The following is an 18,533-nucleotide window of genomic DNA, read 5'->3' on the forward strand; positions in this document are numbered from 1 at the left end:
GCCGCGGTCCACGGGGACGGGCGCCCTCGCTCCGCCCGGCCACCGCCGTCGCGCCGCGGTGGCCGGGCCGGGAGTGTCCTGCCCCGGCCCGTCGCGGCCCTCACTCCCTGACGCGCAGCAGGACCGTCGACCGCGCGCCGACCGTGATCGTCCCGCCGCCCTCGTGGCGGGTGGCCGGGGGGCCGGACTGGTCCGTGCGCGCGGTGTCCACGACGAGTTCGTACGTAGCCGCCCACGGCGGACCCGGGAGGCGGAACTCCAGGGGGCGGGGGCCCGCGTGCAGGACGGCGAGGAAGCTGTCGTCGGTGATCCGCTCGCCGCGCTCGTCCCGGCCCGGGATGTCCCGGCCCGACAGGTAGAGGCCGAGCGTCGCGGTGGGCGCGTACCAGTCCCCTTCCGTCATCTCGGCGCCCTCGGCGGTGAACCAGGCCAGGTCCCGCAGCCCGTCCGCGCGCTGCGGGCGGCCGGAGAAGAAGGCCCTGCGGCGCAGCACCGGGTGGCGGTGGCGCAGCGCGAGCAGCCGGCGGGTCAGGGCGAGGAGCTGCGCCCGGTCCGGGTCGTCCGGCAGGGACCAGTCGAGCCAGCCGATCTCGTTGTCCTGGCAGTACGCGTTGTTGTTGCCGCCCTGGGTGCGGCCCGTCTCGTCGCCGGCGACGAGCATCGGCACCCCGGTGGACAGCAGGAGGGTGGTGAGCAGGTTGCGCTGCTGGCGCAGCCGCAGGGCGTTGATCCCCGGGTCGTCGGTCTCGCCCTCCGTGCCGCAGTTCCAGGAGCGGTTGTCGTGGGTGCCGTCCCGGTTGCCCTCGCCGTTGGCCTCGTTGTGCTTGCGCTCGTACGTGACGAGGTCGCGGAGGGTGAAGCCGTCGTGCGCGGTGACGAAGTTGACGGAGGCGTACGGCCGCCGCCCGCCCCAGGCGTACAGGTCGCTGGAGCCGGAGAGCCGGTAGCCGAGGTCCCGTACGTCGGGCAGCGCGCCCCGCCAGAAGTCCCGTACGGCGTCCCGGTAGCGGTCGTTCCACTCGGTCCACAGCGGTGGGAACGCGCCGACCTGGTAGCCGCCGTTGCCGACGTCCCAGGGCTCGGCGATGAGCTTGACCCGGCGGAGCACCGGGTCCTGGGCGATCACCGCGAGGAACGGCGACAGCATGTCGACGTCGTGCATGGAGCGGGCGAGGGCCGCCGCCAGGTCGAAGCGGAAGCCGTCGACGCCCATCTCCGTCACCCAGTACCGCAGCGAGTCGGTGATGAGCCGCAGCACCTGGGGCTGCACGACGTGCAGGGTGTTCCCGCAGCCCGTGTAGTCCGCGTACCGGCGGGCGTCGGACTGGAGCCGGTAGTAGCCGCGGTTGTCGATGCCCTTCAGGGAGAGGGTGGGGCCGAGCTCGCCGGCCTCCGCCGTGTGGTTGTAGACGACGTCGAGGATGACCTCGATCCCCGCCGCGTGCAGCGCCCGCACCATCCGCTTGAACTCGCCGACCTGCTGGCCCGTCGTCCCGGACGAGGAGTAGCCCGCGTGCGGGGCGAAGTAGCCGACCGAGTTGTAGCCCCAGTAGTTGCGCAGCCCGCGCCGCAGCAGGTGGTCCTCGTGCGCGAACTGGTGCACCGGCAGCAGCTCGACCGCCGTCACCCCGAGTCCCGTGAGGTGCTCGATCGCCGCCGGGTGCGCGAGCCCCGCGTACGTGCCCCGCAGGTGTTCGGGGATGCCGGGGTGGAGCCGCGTGAATCCCTTGACGTGCAGCTCGTAGATGACCGAGTCCTGCCAGGGCGTCTTGGGCCTGCGGTCGTCCGACCAGTCGTCGTCGTCGTGGACGACGACCCCCTTCGGGACGTACGGGGCGGAGTCCCGCTCGTCGCGGACGGTGTCGGCCACGTGCTGCTGCGGCCAGTCCCTGACGTGTCCGTACGCCTCCGGGGGCAGCGCGTCGAAGTCGCCGTCGACGGCCCGCGCGTACGGGTCGAGGAGCAGTTTCGCCGGGTTCCAGCGGGCCCCCGTCCACGGGTCCCAGCGGCCGTGCACCCGGTAGCCGTACCGCTGCCCCGGACCGACGCCCGGCACGAAGCCGTGCCGGATCTCGTGGGTCAGCTCCGTCAGCGGCAGCCGCGTCTCCGTCCCGTCCTCGTCGAACAGGCACAGCTCCACGGCCTCCGCGCCGCCCGCCCACAGGGCGAAGTTGGTGCCCGTCACCCCGCCGGGTCCGACCCGGCAGCGGGCGCCGAGCGGCGTCGGCGCCCCCGGCCACACGGGTGGTCCTGTCCGCTCCAGGGCATGCTCGTGTACCGCCTCCTGCTCGGCTGCGCTCGACACCGTCCCGGCCTCCCGCGGCTCGTCGGGCTCGCATCCGCGGGAGCGGCGGCGTCCCGGCCGCCGCTCCCGCGCGTGGTTCTCCCCCTGTTCTGCCCGGACGGCCGTGCTCCCAACATGACCCGTACGGACGTTTCCCCTGGAGGGTGGCCGTCGTTGGGCCGAGCGTGAATCGAGTATGGAAGCGGACGAGGTACGCCCTGGCGGTGGCGGGACTGATCGCCGGCCTCGCGGGCTGCACAGGCGCGGACGGCGGGGGAGGCCTCGACGTCTCCCTGCCCGGCAAGGCACGGGCCCCCGGCGACGTCATCCGGGTGAGCCCGGAGGACGGCAGCAAGGGGGTGGCGGCCGAGGGGCCGGTCGAGGTGAGGGTCGACAGCGGCCGCCTCGAACGGGTGACGGTCGTCCGGGTCGAGGACGCCCAGCGGACCCGGGTCGCCGGGGAGATCTCCGCGGACGGGCTGAGCTGGCGGCCCAAGGCCGAGACCCGGCTCGCGCTGTCCGCGAAGTACAGCGTGGACGCGGTCGCGCTCGACGCGCACGGGCGCCGCTCGGCCCGGCACACCACCTTCACCACCGTGGTGCCGGAGAGCCGCTTCATCGGCTACTTCAAGCCGGAGAACCGTTCGACGGTGGGCACCGGCATGATCGTCTCCTTCGGCTTCAGCCGGCCCGTCGAGAACCGGGCCGAGGTCGAGCGGGCCATCCGCGTCACCTCGGTGCCGCCGGTGAAGGTGGTGGGCCACTGGTTCGGCAAGGAGCGGCTCGACTTCCGCCCCGCCGAGTACTGGCAGCCGGGCACCGAGGTCACCGTCGAACTCGGCCTGCGGGACGTCGAGGGGGCGCCGGGCGTGTACGGCATCCAGCGCAAGACGGTCGGCTTCACCATCGGCCGCTCCCAGGTCTCCCTGGTCGACGCCGCCGCCCACACGATGGAGGTCCGCAGGGACGGCGAGGTCCTGGCCACCGTGCCGATCACCGCGGGCGCGCCGAAGACGACCACGTACAACGGGAAGATGGTCGTCACGGAGCTGTACGACGTGACGCGGATGGACGGCCGGACCGTCGGCTTCGGCGGCGAGTACGACATCAAGGACGTGCCGCACGCCATGCGGCTCACCGACTCGGGCACCTTCCTGCACGGCAACTACTGGGCCCCGGCCTCCACCTTCGGCTCCGCCAACGTCAGCCACGGCTGCGTGGGGCTGCGCGACGACAAGGGCGGCAGCGCCGACTCGCCCGCCGGCTGGTTCTTCGACCGGACGCTCATCGGCGACGTGGTGGAAGTGGTCAACTCCCGTGACCGCAAGGTCGCCCCCGACAACGGCCTCGGCGGCTGGAACCTGGACTGGACCGCCTGGAAGGCGGGCTCCGCCCTGACCTGACACGACGGCCATCCGCCCCTATCACGGCGACTGGGACTGAACGGTGACATACGCGAGGAACTTTCGTGTCCTACGGTGTGATTATCTAGCGCTGTGTGCGCGAGTGGATGCGCACGGGGGTGGGGCCGTGGCGGTTGCCAGGCCGTGCGAGGGGAGAAGACCAAGTGAACGGGCAGCCGATATCGGGGGCATCGGTAGGGGCGACGGGACGGCGCCGGCGCGGGGGCGTCCGGCTGCAGGCCCTGGCGGCGGGAGCGCTGCTCCTGGTGCTCACCGCCTGCGGCGGCGGCGGTGAGACCGGCGGCGGCACGGGGGGCCAGGGACCGGCCGCGCAGGGCGGCGGCAAGCAGGACAACGCGGCCTCCCAGGCGGTCGTGACGATCCTTCCGAAGGACGGCGCCGACGCGGTCGCCACCAGCGGCGCCCTCAAGGTCACCGCGACGCAGGGCAAGCTGACCACGGTCACGGTCGCCGACTCCAAGGGCACCGAGGTCGAGGGCAAGATCGCGACGGACGGCGCCAGCTGGACGCCCACCGCCCACCTGTCGGCGGGCACCCAGTACAAGGTCCACGCGATCGCGAAGGACGCGGACGGCCGCGAGTCGGCGAAGGACACCACCTTCACCACGCTCGTCCCGAAGAACACCTTCATCGGCCACTACACGCCGGAGGACGGTTCGACCGTCGGCGTCGGCATGCCGGTGTCCATCAACTTCACCCGGGGCATCACCGACCCGGAGGCCGTCGAGAAGGCCATCAAGGTGACGGCCGAGCCGGCCGTGCAGATCGAGGGCCACTGGTTCGGCAACGACCGCCTCGACTTCCGTCCTGAGAAGTACTGGGCCGCCGGCACCAAGGTGACCGTGCACCTCAACCTGGATGGCGTCGAGGGCCGCCCGGGCGTCTACGGCAAGCAGAAGAAGACGATCACCTTCACCATCGGCCGCCGTCAGGTCTCCACCGTCGACGCGAGCGCCAAGACCATGAAGGTCGAGCGCGACGGCGCCATCATCAAGACGCTGCCGATCACCGCGGGCGCCCCGTCCACGACCACGTACAACGGCCAGATGGTCATCAGCGAGAAGTACAAGGTGACGCGCATGAACGGCGCCACCGTCGGCTTCGGCGGCGAGTACGACATCAAGGACGTGCCGCACGCGATGCGCCTGTCGAACTCGGGCACGTTCGTGCACGGCAACTACTGGGCCTCCTCGTCGACCTTCGGCAGCACCAACGTCAGCCACGGCTGCGTCGGCCTCCAGGACGCCCGCGGCGCGGGCGACAGCTCGACCCCGGCGGCCTGGTTCTACGACCGCTCGCTCATCGGCGACGTCGTCATCGTGAAGAACTCCAAGGACAAGCAGATCAAGCCGGAGAACGGCCTGAACGGCTGGAACATGGACTGGTCGGAGTGGATCGCCTAGTCGATCCCGTCCTGAGCGACCGCCGCGGGACCCGGTGCTGTGAGCAACAGCACCGGGTCCCGCGGCGTTAACGGCCACTAACCTTCCTTCCATGACTGTGAACCTCGAAGTCGCCGAAGGCGTCGGCACGATCCGCCTCGACCGTCCCCCGATGAACGCCCTGGACATCGCCGTCCAGGACCGACTGCGCGAGCTGGCCCAGGAGCTGACCGACCGCGACGACGTGCGGGCCGTGGTCCTCTACGGAGGCGAGAAGGTGTTCGCGGCGGGCGCGGACATCAAGGAGATGCAGGTCATGGACCACGTGGCCATGGTCAAGCGGTCGCGTGCGCTCCAGGACGCCTTCACCGCCATCGCCCGCATCCCCAAGCCCGTCGTGGCCGCGATCACCGGTTACGCGCTCGGCGGCGGCTGCGAGCTCGCCCTCTGCGCCGACTACCGGATCGCCGCCGACAACGCGAAGCTGGGCCAGCCGGAGATCCTGCTCGGCCTCATCCCGGGCGCGGGCGGCACCCAGCGCCTGTCGCGGCTGATCGGCCCGTCCCGGGCCAAGGACCTCATCTTCACCGGCCGGATGGTGAAGGCGGACGAGGCGCTGACGCTCGGCCTGGTCGACCGGGTCGTCCCGGCGGCCGAGGTGTACGAGCAGGCGCACGCCTGGGCCGCCAAGCTGGCGCAGGGCCCGGCGGTCGCCCTGCGGGCCGCGAAGGAGGCGATCGACCAGGGGCTGGAGGCCGACATCGACACCGGCCTGGCCATCGAGCGCACCTGGTTCGCGGGCCTGTTCGCGACCGAGGACCGCGAGCGCGGCATGCGCAGCTTCGTCGAGGAGGGTCCGGGCAAGGCGAAGTTCGCCTGACACGTGACCTGACGGGTCATCGTGAAGGTGATCCGGCGGGGGCCGATTCCACCGGAACGGCCCCCGCGGAGGGCTCCGTGCGGCCATGATGGGGGCATGGCGGGCCTGGAGGGTAGGGAACAACCTTGGCAGCGCGGCAGCGCCGCCGCCGCGCGGTGGTCACCGGCCGTGGATGACGAACAGGCCGCCGACGCAGTGGAGTTGTACGGCAACCCGGCCGAGGAGGATGTCCGGCTGCCGTCCCGCCCCGAGTCGGCGTGGGTGGCCCGAAGGCTCACCAAGGACGTGATCCTGCGTCAGTGGGGCCTCGGTCCGCAGATCGCCGAGCACGCCGTGCTCCTGGTCTCGGAACTCGTCGGGAACGCGGTCCGGCACACCGGCGCCCGGGTCTTCGCGCTGCGGCTCCAGCGGCGCCGCGGCTGGATCCGGGTCGAGGTCCGGGACCCCTCGCGCGGGCTTCCCTGTCTGATGCCGGTGCACGAGCTCGACACGAGCGGCCGCGGTCTCTTCCTCGTCGACAAGCTCTCGGACCGCTGGGGCGTGGACCTGGCGCCGCGCGGCAAGACGACCTGGTTCGAGATGCGGGTCGCGGACCGTCCCTGAGTCGGTCCCGGACCGGCTCCACCTTCCCCCGGACGCACGGAAGCCCCCGTGTGCCATGGTGAGGCGCCTGGGGGCTTTCGTGTGATGCGCCGTGGACGGGGGGGTGTATCCACGGCCGCTATGTCGACCTGGCCCGGGTCAATGGGGGTCGGTGACTCCGACTATGGCAGACAGGTGGCCTCGACGCCAAAAGTCCCTAGTGGGGCAAGGTCGGTCAAAACCGGACAGTTTAATTATGAATCGTTGGTGACGTGCAGCACCCACCTTCTAAATGGTGAATGACTATGCGGTTCATCGATTGTTTGCCGGGCTCGTCCGCATGCTGGACGCCCACGCGAGGGCTGCAAACGTCCTGAATTGGCCTAATCGTGATAAATCGGACGTCATCCGCCTTAAATGGTCGCGTGAAGCCGACCGACCGCCGAGGAGCCCTCCGGGCGGGCGCGGCCGTCGCCGTCGCCGGAGCCCTCGCCACCGCCTGCGCCACGGAACCCCGCCCCGCGCCCACCACCGCCGAGCGCCGCCCCGCCCCCGCGCCCGCCGTCGCCCCCGCACCACGCCGCTTCCCCGGCCGGCCCGACGAGATCGCACACGGCCCCCGCGACCGGCCCCGCGTCGCCCTCACCTTCCACGGGCAGGGCGACCCCGCCCTGGCCCGCACCCTCCTCGGCCAGGCGGAGAAGGCGGGCGCCCGCGTCACCGTCCTCGCCGTCGGCAGCTGGCTCGACGAACACCCCGACCTCGCCCGCCGCGTCCTCGACGGCGGCCACGACCTCGGCAACCACACCCAGCACCACGTCGACGTCAACGCCATGACCGAGGCCGAGGCCCACGCCGAGATCGAGGCCTGCGCCACCCGGCTCCGCCGGCTCACCGGCTCCATCGGCAGCTGGTTCCGCCCCTCCCGCACCCGGCACGCCGCCCCCGCCGTCCTGCGCGCCGCCCGCCGCGCCGGATACCCGCACGTCCTCTCCTACGACGTCGACTCCCTCGACTTCACCTCGCCCGGCGCCCCCGCCGTCGTCCGCAACGTCACCGGAGCCGTCCGGGCCGGCTCGGTCGTCAGCCTGCACTTCGGCTACCCGGACACCGTCACCGCGCTGCCCCTCCTCCTCGCCGACCTCGACCGCCGCGGACTGCGCGCGGTCACCACCACGGAGCTGCTGACCTGATGGCCCACCACACGACGAGAACCAGGACCCTCATCGCCGCCGCCCTCCTGGCCGCCCTCGCCGGCTGCGGCAGCGCCGACCCCGGCGGCGGCTCCACGGCCGTGAAGAAGGCGAACGTCCCCGCCGCGCCCAAACCGGCCGCCGCCCCCGCCGGTCTGCCCGGCATGCCGCCCCTGCTCGACCCGAACGACGTCTACGCGGCCGACCGGCCGAACCGGCTCTCGCCGGTGGTGCGGAACTTCCCCTCCCGCGTCTACGTCCCGAACACCAACTCCAACACCGTCTCGGTCATCGACCCCGCCACCTACAAGGTCGTCGAGACCATCCCGGTCGGCGTCCAGCCCCAGCACGTCGTCCCCTCCTGGGACCTCAAGACCCTCTGGGTCAACAACAACCGGGGCCACACCCTCACCCCCATCGACCCCGCCACCGGCATCGCCGGCAAGCCCGTCGAGGTCCACGACCCCTACAACCTCTACTTCACGCCCGACGGCAAGTACGCCGTCGTCATGGCCTCCCTCGACCGCGAACTCGTCTTCCGCGACCCGCACACCATGGAACGGCGCAAGACCGTCCCGGTCAGCTGCTACGGCGTCAACCACGCCGACTTCTCCGCCGACGGCCGCTACTTCGTCGTCTCCTGCGAGTTCTCCGGCGAACTCCTCAAGGTCGACACCGAGAAGATGGAGGTGGTCGGGCAGCTGAAACTGCCCTTCGAGGGCGCCATGCCGCAGGACGTGAAGCTCTCCCCGGACGGGAAGACGTTCTACATCGCCGACATGATGGCCCACGGCATGTGGGTGCTCGACGGGGAGAAGTTCACCGTCCCCAGCCTGCTCCCCACCGGCAAGGGCGCCCACGGCCTCTACATCAGCCGGGACTCGCGGGAGATGTACGTCCCCAACCGCGGCGAGGGCTCCGTCTCCGTCTTCGACTTCGCCCAGGACAAGCTCACCAAGAAGTGGTGGCTCCCCGACGGCGGCTCCCCCGACATGGGCGGGGTCTCCGCCGACGGCAAGGTCCTCTGGCTCTCCGGCCGCTACGACTCCGAGGTCTACGCCATCGACACCGCCACCGGCCGGCAGCTCGCCCGCATCCCCGTCGGCGGCGGCCCCCACGGCCTCGCCGTCTACCCCCAGCCCGGCCGCTACTCCCTCGGCCACACCGGGGTCTTCCGCTAGGACCTGTCCGGAGCGCGGGGCGGCCCCTGACCGGGGCCGACCCGCGTCAGCCCGCGATCAGCAGCGCCTCCGACGCCACCGGGCGGTAGCCCGCCGCCTGGAAGGCGCGGACGCTGCGGGCGTTGCCCGGGGACTGCTGGGCCCACACGACGTCGCCGGGCGTGAGGTGGCGCGCGGCCGTCGCCAGGGCGCGGCCCAGGCCCCGGTGGCGCACCGCCTCGTCCACCTCGATCGCGGCCTCCCAGCGGCCCGCGACGCCCCGGCCCAGGATCAGCACCCCGCCGTCGGCCGCCCACACCCGGACCTCGTCGCGGAACTTCAGCGCCCGCGCCACCCGGGGGTGCTCCGGGTCCTCGATCTCGTGCAGCTCCAGCGGGGGAGCGCCGGGCAGGCGGTCGGCCACCGTGAGCAGGTCGATCGTGTTCATGTGCAGACCGGTACGGGCCATCAGGGCGACCAGGAAGCCCGGGTTCATGCTGGCCGCGAGCGGGTCGCTCGACGCGGCCGCCAGCCGGGCCCGCACCCACGCCGGGTCGGCGTCCGTGAAGATCACCGAGTGGGCGGTGAAGGCCAGCACCCCGGCGTCCCGCGGGTTCGGCTGCGGCACCACCGTCGTCGATCCGTCCATGGGCGGGAACTCCCCGCGTGCCGCGTCCGCCAGGATCCGTGCCACCTCGTTCATGCCCCCATCATCCGGCAGGGGCGGGCCAGCTAATCTGACCCCCGTCAGATAAGCACCGAGAAGGGGCGGAAGCAGTGGCGGACATCGAGTCGGCACGCACGGCATTCAACCAGTTCGACGCGGACGGCGACGGCTTCATCACCGCCGCGGAGTACAAGAGCCTGATGGCGCGGCACGGCGACTTCAACGTCACCGAGACGGTCGCCGAGGTCCTCATCAAGCAGCGGGACGACAACGGCGACGGCGTCCTGTCCTGGGACGAGTTCTGGGCGCACTACAGCAAGGCCTGACCCGCCCGCCCGGGCGGGCGGCGCAACGCTGAGTCGCCGCCCGCCCGGGGCTCGGTGACGACCGTCCGGTGACGCTTCCCGGACCTTTCGGCACCCCGAGCCGCCTGACGGCGACGGCCGTCGCCGCGGTCGCCGCCTTCCGCGCCGCCTCCCGGCGCCCCGATCTCGCCGTCCTGCCGCTCGCCGTCGCCATCGGCGCCGAGGCGATGCGCGCCCACCCGGAGGCGCACCAGCAGGCCCTGGGGACCGGCCCGGCCGTCGTCCACCTCACCGCCGCCTCGCTCTGGGTCGGCACCCTCCTGTACGTGCTCCGCACCATGCGGCTGCGCGGCGGCGGCCGGGACGTCCTGGTCAGGTACGCCCGGATGGCCGCCTGGGTGTACGCCGCGCTCGTCGTCACCGGCACCGCCTCCACGCTCCGCGGGCTGCCGCTCGACGCCGTCCTCACCACCGCCTACGGCCGGCTCCTCCTGGTGAAGCTCGCGCTCGCCGCCCGCGGCCGCATGCTCTCCGGCGGGAACGCCCAGGCCGCCGGCCAGGCCGGGTACCAGATCTGGGGCCCGATCTTCTTCTGCGAGCCCTTCGGCTCCACCCGCCCGGACGTGATCGTCCTCTGGGGCCGCGCCTGACGAAGACGGGAAGGCCCCGGACCGTGTGGTCCGGGGCCTTCCCGCGCGTGGCCTTCCCTTGTGCCGGAGCCGGAGCCGGAGCCGGAGCCGGAGCCGGAGCCGGGGCCGGCGTCAGCGGCGGAAGAAGCGGCCGGTGAGCCGTCTGACGATCGGCGAGACGCCCTCGCGCCCCAGCGCGGTGATCTTTCCGACGGCGGCGGCGCCCGCCCTGACGGCCGCGTCCTTCACGAGGGGGCCCACCACCTTTGACAGGCCGAGCGTCGTGATGCTCGCCACCGCCCCGGCCGCCTGCCCGATGAACTCGTTGCTCGTCCAGCCGTAGCCGATCCCGTACATGACCGCGCTCGCGACGTCGAGCACCGCGGCGCCGGCACCGAGGGCCCTGCCCACGCCCATGAGGATCACCCCGGCGGGCGGGCAGAGGTAACCGGCACCCCAGCCGACGACGCCGACACCGATCGCCACCCGGCTGAGGACCGTGGAGGCCTGGCTCAGATGGTCGGCCCACCACTTGGCGTCCCGGACCGCGGGGCTGTCGGCCTTCGGGGAGTCGCCGGCCGACGTCTCGCACGGGTTGGTGCCGGCGTCCTTGTACGCCTGGCTCGCCGCCGCCTCCTTCTTGGCCAGGGCGGCGTACTCCATGCGCCGCTTCTCCGCCTCGAACTGCCACGCCTGGCTCGCGGCCGTCGCGGCCGTGCCCGCGTCCCGGCCGGCCTGGAGCGCGGAGGCGCGGGCGGAGGCGGCGGAACCCTGCGCCGCGTTGGCCGAGGCGATCGCGGAGCGCGCCGACTGGATCGCGCGGTTGGCGGAGAAGTTCGCCGACCGCTCGGCGAGCCGGGCGGTGGCGGCGGCCTTCCCGGCCCGCTCGGCAAAGGCCCGCGCGTCCGCGGCCGCCCGGTCGGCTTCGGCCGCGAAGGCGCTCGCCTGCTGGGCGGAGCCCGCGGCCCGCTCGGCCGAGGCCTTGGCCTGGTCCGCCCACTGGAGTGCCTCGGTGGCGGCGTTACGTGCCGTGGCCGCCGCCTCCTGGGCGCGGGCGGCGTCCTCCTGCGACTTGTGGGCGATCTTCGCGGCGGCGGCGATCGCGCCCTGCATGGCGGCGATGTGGGTCGCCGAGTCGAAGTCGAGCTGCGCGCTCTCGAACTGCACCTCGGCGACGAAGGTGCGCCGCATCCACGCCGGGCCCTCCATCGCGGCCTGGGCGTGGGCCCGTACGTAGGGGCCGCCGGTCCGCAGGAGCGTCGCGGTCGCCACCGCGTCGTCCTCTTCGAGGGCCTGCTGGAAGCCCGTGGCGAGGAACTCGGACGCCGCCTGGGCGGTCCCGGCGTCCAGGGCCGCGTTCGCCGCCTGGGTCACCGCGCGGCCCGGGTTCTCGCCCAGGATTCGGGCGATCGCGACACGGTTGTCGTGGGCGGCGGCCTCGACCGCGCCCGTGGCGAGGAAGGCGGCGGCCGCGTCGGGGTCGGCCTTGTCGAGGGCCGCCGCCGCGGCGAAGGCGACGTCGGGCGGGGCGATCTGGGCGAGGAAGAGCGCGGACTCCCGGTCGTCCTGCCGCTGGGCGAGGCCCCGGTCGACGTCGATCCAGGTGTGGATCTCCGCGTCCGCACCGGCCAGGGCGTAGCGGGCGGCCTCCTGGGTCCAGCCGCCCTTGGACTCCAGGAGGGCGAGCGCGGCCCGGCGGCCGAGGTCGGTGGCGCCCGAGGTGTTCCCCGCGCGCAGCGCCGCCTCGGCCTGCGCGATGAGCTCCTTGGTGGCCTGCTCGGTCTGCTCGGCCTGGGTCCGCGCCCGCTCGTGCGCGGCCCGCTCCTCGGCCTCCGCCTGAGCGAGCAGGCGCATCTCGGTGACCGCCCGCTGGGTGTCCTCGCCCAGGCGCTGCCACTCCGCCTCGCGGGCCGCCTTCTCCACGGCGACGGCCTGGGCGACCGCGTCGGTGGCGGCGTTCGCCGCCCGGGTGGCCTGGTCGGCGAACTCGGTCGACTTGTTCGCGTACTCGACCGCCTGGCCGGCGTACTGGACGGCCCACTCCGCGGCGGCGGCGGCCTTGTCGGCGTGCTCGGCGGCGCCGTTCGCGGCGTCGCGTGCCGCCCGAGCGGCGGTGGCGGCGGCGGTCGCGAGGACCTGCGCGGTCCCGGCGGCGTTGGTCGCGATCGTGGCGTAGTCGGCGGCGGTCGCCGCCTGGCGCTTCGCCTCGGCGGAGGCGCCGCGGGCCGCGCCGGCGGCCTCCGAGGCCCGGGTGGAGGCGGCCGCGGCGGCCGCGGCGTCGCGCGCGGCCGCCGCGGCGGAGCCACCGGCGCTCGCGGCCTGGGTGGAGGCGACCGCGGCGCTCTCGGCCGCCTGCGACGCGGTACGCGCCCGGTAGGCGGCGTTGCGGGCGGCGACGGCGGCGTCCTTGGCGGCGGAGGCCTGGGAGGCGTCCTTGGACGCGGCGATCGCGGCCCGGTAGGCGACGGCGGCGGCCGAACCCGCGCTGGCCGCCGCCTGACTCGCGGCGGCGGAGGCGTAGGAGGCCTTGCGGGAGGCCTCGACGGCCGCGTGGGAGGCGTCGATGGCGACGCGGGAGGCGTCGGCCGCGCCCTCGGCGGCCGCGCCGGCCTTGCGGGCGGCCTTGCCCGCGGCGGCCACGTCGTCCTGGGCCGCCCGCGCCTCGGCGGCGGCCTTCTCCGCGGCGTCCTTCGCGTTGGCGGCGGCGATCACGGCGCGGGCCGCGGCCTCCTCGGCCTGCTTGGTGCTTGCCTCGGCGTTCTTGCCCTCGCGCTGGACGACGGCGACGAGCTCCTCGATCTTCAGCCGCTCCTGGTCGCGGGCGCGGGCGATGTGCTGCCCCGTCTCCAGGAACCACACGATGTCCTCGGCGGTGCCCGACAGGGCACGGTCGGCGTACTTCGTCACCTCGGGGCCGGCCTGGAACATCAGCTTGGAGGTCTCGACGCGCAGGTCCTCCAGGCGCGCGGTGTACTGGCCGTCCAGGAGGAAGGACTCCAGGGCCGCCTGGCCGCCGTCGCCCAGCGCCGCGTCGCCTGCCCGCTTCACGGCCTTGCCGCCCAGGTACATCACGGTGGCCGTCGCGACCCGCAGGTCCTCCGTCACGGCGGTCTTGAACCCGCCGCCGAGGAAGGCGGCGACGGCCGCGTCCCCGTCGGTCAGCGCGGCGGCGGCGTCACGGCGGGTGCCCTTGCCCGCGGCGGCCAGGCCCCGCAGCACGGCGACCCGGTTGTCCTGCGCGGTCTCGCGGGCCAGTTCGACGTCGAGGAAGTCGCGTACGGCCGCGTCGGATCCGGTGAGCGCGACGGCGGCGGCGGCGCGGACGCCCCGGCCGCCGAGCAGCCACGCCCGGACGACCTTGGCCCGTTCCGTCTCCGGCAGCCTGAAGGGGTCGGTATCGGCGGGCGGGACTTCGTCGGCGTGGGCCGCCAGCGGGTTGAGTACGAGACTGGAGGTGGCGACTACGACGGTGCCGGCGGCGAGGGCCTCCAGCACACGGCGCCGACTCCAATAGGTGGTGTCCACAACGGTCCTTCGGGATCGGCGTCCGGCGCGCGCCGCGAGGTGCCGCGCGGCGCGCGCCGGACGGGAAGAGAGAGGAGGGGCGGGACGGTCAGATCTTCCAGACCTGGTCGGCGTAGCGCGTGTCGCAGCCGACCTGGAGCAGCGGTGCGCCCCACTCGGGGGTGGTCCACGAGACGTACATGCACTTGTCGGTCACCGAGTTGCGCAGCGAGTAGCCGCCTCCGGCGACCGGCTCCAGCTTCCACACCTGGTCGCCGAACTCGGGGTGGCAGTCGTACTGGGTGACGGGGGCGCCGTCGTGGGGAGTGGACCACGACACCACGAGGCAGCGGTCGGTCTTGCGGTTGCGGATCTGGTAGCCGCCCGCGACCCGTTCGAAGTTCCAGACCTGGTCGGCGTACTGCGGGTCGCAGTCCACCTGCTGCGCGGGGGCGTTGTTCTCAGGGGTGCGCCAGCTGACGTACGCGCAGCGGTCGCTGTGGGCGTTCCGGAGGGACGCGGTGGTGAGGCGGGTGTCCTGGAGCCAGTCGGCGAGGTCGTCGACGCGGGCCGCCAGGGCGCCGGTACGGGTCTCGGTGGCCGGGGTGCCGAGGCAGCCGCCCTGCCAGGAGCGGGAGGCGACGCCGGAGATCTCCCCCGCGGCGGTGAGGAGCGGGCCTCCGGCGTCGCCCTTGCATATCGCGGCGCCGTTCCTGCCGGTGACGGCGATGGTGGTGGGCGTGGGGACGGCGGAGTCGACGGTGAAGGTGCCGGTGTGGGCCTTGTCCGGCACCCACTCGGCCTTGGTGCGGCCGAAGCCGACGGCCGTCAGCTCGGTGCCGCCCGTCGGAGCGGCGGTGGCCGGCCGGGCGGGAGTGATCGTGGTGACGGGGGTGGCGAGGCGGAGGAGGGCGGCGTCCCGGTCCGTACGGGGGACGAATTCGACGACCTCGATCTCCTTGCCGTCGCCGAGGGTGGCGGTGGTGGCGAGGGCCGGTCTGCCGGCCGGGACGGCGGCTCCCGGGGTGGTGGCGAAACAGCTCGCGGCGGTCAGGACCCAGAATCTGTCGACCAGGGTGCCGGTGCAGGCGCGGGAGTTCGCCTCGTCGCCGAGGGCGAGCCGGACGGCGGCCGGGTGCGTCCCGGCGGCGGCCTCGGGGCCCGGGACGGCGGTGGCCGGGGTGGCGGCGAAGAGGGCGGTCGACAGCAGGGCGGTGGTGGTCAGGAAGCCGGAGATCCGCGCGGCGCGCGGACGGGGTGCGGACACGTGAGTTCCTTCGGATGTGTCGTGCGGGCGTGGTGACGGGGCGGTGCCGCGTGCGGGCGTCACTTGGAGGTGCGGATCTCCATGAGCGTGAAGTCGCGGCTCTGGTCGTCGGCGCTCTCGCCGACGGGCGTCCAGGTGTTCCTGGTCACGTCGAACGACTTCTCCTCGGTCCCGGTGGTCATGTCGATCACCGTCGAGTAGCTGTTGCCCCGTGCCGCGTACACCCCGGGAATCTCCAGGCTCAGATAGCCGGTGGTGCCGGTGACCCGGAAGCAGACCCTGTCGTTGGCGCGGTGACGGGACCAGAGCTCCAGCAGGTCGGTCCCGCCCGTGCAGTCGGCCAGCACGATGTGGCCGTCCCCGCGCTTCAGGGTGATGCCCCGCTCCGCCAGGATCCGGTCGGCGTCCGGATAGCCGAAGTCCTCGATCGCGTAGCCGGGCCCCGTCTCGGCGACCGCGGTCATCGCGGCCGGGCGCTCCTGCGCGGAGGTGGCGGAGGTCCCGCCGCCGACGGCGAGCCAGGCCAGGGCGCCCGCGCCCAGGGCCGCGCCGGCGGCGCGGAGCATCGTCTTGCGTGTCTTCAAGGGGTCGTCCTCGTCATCGGTGGGTCGGATGCGCGGACCACTCTGACAATTCGCGGTGGGAAGGACTTGACGAGAAATGCACAGTGCCTTGACCGACAGTCGACACCGGCACCAGGGGACCCCGCACCCCGACCCGATCCCTGAATGTTGAATTCCGGATTTGATCTCCGGAGCGCCACGCCGGTAGAACCCTTTGCCCGGGTCGTTTCCCGGGGTGTATACCCGCGAACATGCTGCCCGAGATGATGTTCCGCAGTTCCGACCTACCCCCCGCCGAGCGGTTCGACCAGTGGCGGGAGCTCATGTCGCAGACGCACGCACCCATGGACATGCGGAGCGGTCACGCCGTCGACTTCTGGGTGAACCAGCGGACCATTTCGCTCGGCGAGGCGACCGTCTATCCGCTGGAATGCAATTCCCTCACCTTCCGGCGCACGCCGAAGCTGATACGGAGGTCGGACCCCGAGGCGTTTCACCTGTCGCTCGTCAAGCGCGGCACGGGACTGGTCACCATGGGAAAGGACGTCATTTCCCACGGCGTGGCCGAATATCACACCAGCGATTCCTCGCGCGCGTTCGAGGTCGACGTCGCCCACGAGTCGTTCGAGGTCATCGGCGTCGAGCTGCCCCGGGCCCTGCTGCCGCTGCCCGCGCGCACCGCGGCCCAGGCCATCGGCAAACGCATCTCGGCCCGGAACGGCATGGGCGCCCTCCTGGCCACCTTCCTCGACCAGCTGGCGAAGGACAGCCGCTCCTACCAGCCCGCGGACGGCCCGCGCCTGACCGCCGTACTGGCCGACCTCATCGCCGCGCTCTTCGCCGGCGTCCTCGAAGCCGACCGCTCCCTGACCCCCGAGACGCACCGGCGCGCCCTCACGCTCCGCGTCATGGAGTTCATCCGCAACAACGCCGACGACCCGTGCCTCGGCATCCCCGCGATCGCCGCCGCGCACCACATCTCCGTCAGCTACCTCCACCGCCTGTTCCAGCGGGAGGGCGACGGAACGACCGTGGCCGGATACCTCCAGCGGCAGCGGCTCCTACGGGCACGCCGGGACCTGGCGGACCCCGTACACAAGGGCCTGCCCGTGTACGCCATCGCCGCCCGACGCGGCTTCAGCCACGCCTCCGCCTTCAGCCGCGCCTTCCGCGACGCCTACGGCGTCACCCCGGCGGCCTTCCGAGGCCAGTGCCTCGCCCTCCGCCACCCGAAGAGCGAGGAACCGTCCGGCCTCAGCACTCGATGATGTTCACCGCGAGACCGCCGCGGGCGGTCTCCTTGTACTTGACGCTCATGTCGGCGCCGGTCTCCTTCATGGTCTTGATGACCTTGTCGAGGGAGACCAGGTGGCTGCCGTCGCCGCGCATCGACATCTTGGCCGCCGTGACGGCCTTGACCGCCGCCATGCCGTTCCGCTCGATGCACGGGATCTGGACCAGGCCGCCGACCGGGTCGCAGGTCAGGCCCAGGTTGTGCTCCATGCCGATCTCGGCGGCGTTCTCCACCTGCTCCGGGCTGCCGCCCAGGACCTCGGCGAGAGCACCCGCCGCCATCGAGCAGGCCGAGCCGACCTCGCCCTGGCAGCCGACCTCGGCGCCGGAGATCGAGGCGTTCTCCTTGAAGAGCATGCCGACCGCGCCGGCCGCCAGCATGAAGCGGACGATGCCGTCGTCGTCGGCGCCGGGCACGAAGTTCATGTAGTAGTGCAGGACGGCGGGGATGATGCCCGCCGCGCCGTTCGTCGGGGCGGTGACCACCCGGCCGCCCGCCGCGTTCTCCTCGTTCACGGCCATCGCGTAGAGGGTGATCCACTCCATGGCGTGCATCTTCGGGTCGCCCTCGGAGCGCAGCTTGCGGGCCAGGGTGGAGGCGCGTCGGCGGACCTTCAGGCCGCCGGGCAGGATGCCCTCGCGGGACATGCCGCGCGAGACGCAGGCCTGCATGACCCGCCAGATCTCCAGGAGGCCCTCGCGGATCTCGTCCTCGGTGCGCCAGGCCTTCTCGTTCTCCAGCATCAGCGAGGAGATCGAGAGCCCGGTCTCCTTCGCGAGGCGCAGCAGCTCGTCACCGGTGCGGAAGGGGTACTTCAGGACGGTGTCCTCGGGGACGATCGGGTTCTCGCCCGCCACCGCGTCCTCGTCCACGACGAAGCCGCCGCCGACCGAGTAGTAGGTCTTCTCCAGGACGAGGGCGCCCTCGGCGTCGTAGGCGAAGACCGTCATGCCGTTGGCGTGGTACGGGAGCGCCTTGCGCCGGTGCAGGATCAGGTCGGCGTCGAAGTCGAAGGGGATCTCGTGGGCGCCGAGCAGGTTGATCCGGCCGCTCGCCTTGATCCGCTCGAACTCGTCGTCGGCGGTCTCGACGTTCACGGTGCGCGGCGAGTTGCCCTCCAGGCCCAGCAGCACCGCCTTGGGGGTGCCGTGGCCGTGGCCGGTCGCGCCGAGTGAGCCGTACAGCTCGGCCCGTATCGTCGCGGTGTGGGCGAGCAGCCCCTCGTTCTTCAGCCTGCGCGCGAACATCCGCGCCGCACGCATGGGGCCCACCGTGTGGGAGCTCGACGGGCCGATGCCGATCGAGAACAGGTCGAAGACCGAGATGGCCACGGGAGGACTCCTTGTGGGGGCTAGACGCCGTTGTCTGCCGGGGTGGTGCAGAAAAGCGTGCGGGAGGC

Annotated in this window: 14 protein-coding genes and 1 pseudogene; 9 read left to right on the forward strand and 6 right to left on the reverse strand. The window is 72.9% G+C overall.

Features of this window, described 5'->3' with window-relative positions:
- Positions 1–100: 100 nt before the first annotated feature.
- Positions 101–2,305 carry a glycogen debranching protein GlgX gene (glgX, locus tag OO54_RS18400; protein ID WP_033204469.1) on the reverse strand — a complete coding sequence of 735 codons (2,205 nt, stop codon included), beginning with the start codon at positions 2,303–2,305 and terminating at the stop codon, positions 101–103.
- 164 nt (positions 2,306–2,469) lie between these two features.
- On the opposite strand from glgX, the gene OO54_RS18405 reads away from it, so the two are divergent.
- The 6 genes from OO54_RS18405 to OO54_RS18430 all read left to right on the forward strand — a co-directional run bounded on the left by OO54_RS18405 (position 2,470) and on the right by OO54_RS18430 (position 8,926).
- The gene (locus OO54_RS18405; RefSeq protein ID WP_078905252.1) at positions 2,470–3,687 is read left to right on the forward strand and encodes a L,D-transpeptidase; all 1,218 of its coding nucleotides are present in this window, start codon (positions 2,470–2,472) and stop codon (positions 3,685–3,687) included.
- 164 nt (positions 3,688–3,851) lie between these two features.
- Positions 3,852–5,111, forward strand: coding sequence for a L,D-transpeptidase (locus tag OO54_RS18410; protein WP_078905253.1), 1,260 nt, complete (start codon positions 3,852–3,854; stop codon positions 5,109–5,111).
- A 91-nt stretch (positions 5,112–5,202) separates the two neighbouring features.
- Complete coding sequence (locus tag OO54_RS18415) at positions 5,203–5,970, forward strand: enoyl-CoA hydratase/isomerase family protein (protein ID WP_017236055.1); 768 nt, start codon at positions 5,203–5,205, stop codon at positions 5,968–5,970.
- A 96-nt stretch (positions 5,971–6,066) separates the two neighbouring features.
- Positions 6,067–6,573 (forward strand): ATP-binding protein, encoded by a 507-nt coding sequence (locus OO54_RS18420; RefSeq protein ID WP_033204473.1) that lies wholly within the window; start codon positions 6,067–6,069, stop codon positions 6,571–6,573.
- A 404-nt stretch (positions 6,574–6,977) separates the two neighbouring features.
- Positions 6,978–7,745, forward strand: a complete 768-nt coding sequence (locus OO54_RS18425; RefSeq protein WP_033204475.1) for a polysaccharide deacetylase family protein — start codon at positions 6,978–6,980, stop codon at positions 7,743–7,745.
- Positions 7,745–8,926 carry a YncE family protein gene (locus OO54_RS18430; protein WP_033204477.1) on the forward strand — a complete coding sequence of 394 codons (1,182 nt, stop codon included), beginning with the start codon at positions 7,745–7,747 and terminating at the stop codon, positions 8,924–8,926. The genes OO54_RS18425 and OO54_RS18430 overlap by 1 nt, the downstream gene beginning before the upstream one ends.
- 46 nt (positions 8,927–8,972) lie before the next feature.
- Here OO54_RS18430 and OO54_RS18435 read toward each other — a convergent pair whose 3' ends face one another.
- Positions 8,973–9,608 carry an N-acetyltransferase gene (locus OO54_RS18435; RefSeq protein WP_033204480.1) on the reverse strand — a complete coding sequence of 212 codons (636 nt, stop codon included), beginning with the start codon at positions 9,606–9,608 and terminating at the stop codon, positions 8,973–8,975.
- A gap of 74 nt (positions 9,609–9,682) precedes the next feature.
- Here OO54_RS18435 and OO54_RS18440 point away from each other — a divergent pair, with 74 nt between their 5' ends.
- Complete coding sequence (locus OO54_RS18440) at positions 9,683–9,898, forward strand: EF-hand domain-containing protein (RefSeq protein WP_017236050.1); 216 nt, start codon at positions 9,683–9,685, stop codon at positions 9,896–9,898.
- Positions 9,899–10,026: 128 nt separating this feature from the next.
- Positions 10,027–10,428: pseudogene (locus OO54_RS18445) on the forward strand (CopD family protein); the annotation flags it as partial.
- 210 nt (positions 10,429–10,638) lie between these two features.
- On the opposite strand, the gene OO54_RS18450 reads toward OO54_RS18445, so the two are convergent.
- From OO54_RS18450 to OO54_RS18460, 3 genes are all read right to left on the reverse strand, one after another.
- Positions 10,639–14,031 carry an ALF repeat-containing protein gene (locus OO54_RS18450; protein WP_033204483.1) on the reverse strand — a complete coding sequence of 1,131 codons (3,393 nt, stop codon included), beginning with the start codon at positions 14,029–14,031 and terminating at the stop codon, positions 10,639–10,641.
- Positions 14,032–14,119: 88 nt separating this feature from the next.
- Positions 14,120–15,277 carry a trypsin-like serine protease gene (locus tag OO54_RS42450; RefSeq protein ID WP_051787031.1) on the reverse strand — a complete coding sequence of 386 codons (1,158 nt, stop codon included), beginning with the start codon at positions 15,275–15,277 and terminating at the stop codon, positions 14,120–14,122.
- Positions 15,278–15,336: 59 nt separating this feature from the next.
- Entirely contained in the window at positions 15,337–15,861 is a 525-nt protein-coding gene (locus OO54_RS18460; protein WP_234439305.1) for a hypothetical protein, read from the reverse strand.
- Between the two features lie 230 nt (positions 15,862–16,091).
- Here OO54_RS18460 and OO54_RS18465 point away from each other — a divergent pair, with 230 nt between their 5' ends.
- Positions 16,092–17,108 carry a helix-turn-helix domain-containing protein gene (locus tag OO54_RS18465; protein WP_033204485.1) on the forward strand — a complete coding sequence of 339 codons (1,017 nt, stop codon included), beginning with the start codon at positions 16,092–16,094 and terminating at the stop codon, positions 17,106–17,108.
- Here the strand turns inward: OO54_RS18465 and OO54_RS18470 are convergent.
- The gene (locus tag OO54_RS18470) at positions 17,095–18,465 is read right to left on the reverse strand and encodes an L-serine ammonia-lyase (protein ID WP_017236048.1); all 1,371 of its coding nucleotides are present in this window, start codon (positions 18,463–18,465) and stop codon (positions 17,095–17,097) included. The two genes, OO54_RS18465 and OO54_RS18470, sit on opposite strands and share 14 nt — an antisense overlap.
- Between the last annotated feature and the right edge of the window lie 68 nt (positions 18,466–18,533).

The sequence above is a fragment of the Streptomyces wedmorensis genome (genome assembly GCF_000716445.1).
In the GTDB taxonomy this organism is placed as follows: domain Bacteria; phylum Actinomycetota; class Actinomycetes; order Streptomycetales; family Streptomycetaceae; genus Streptomyces; species Streptomyces wedmorensis.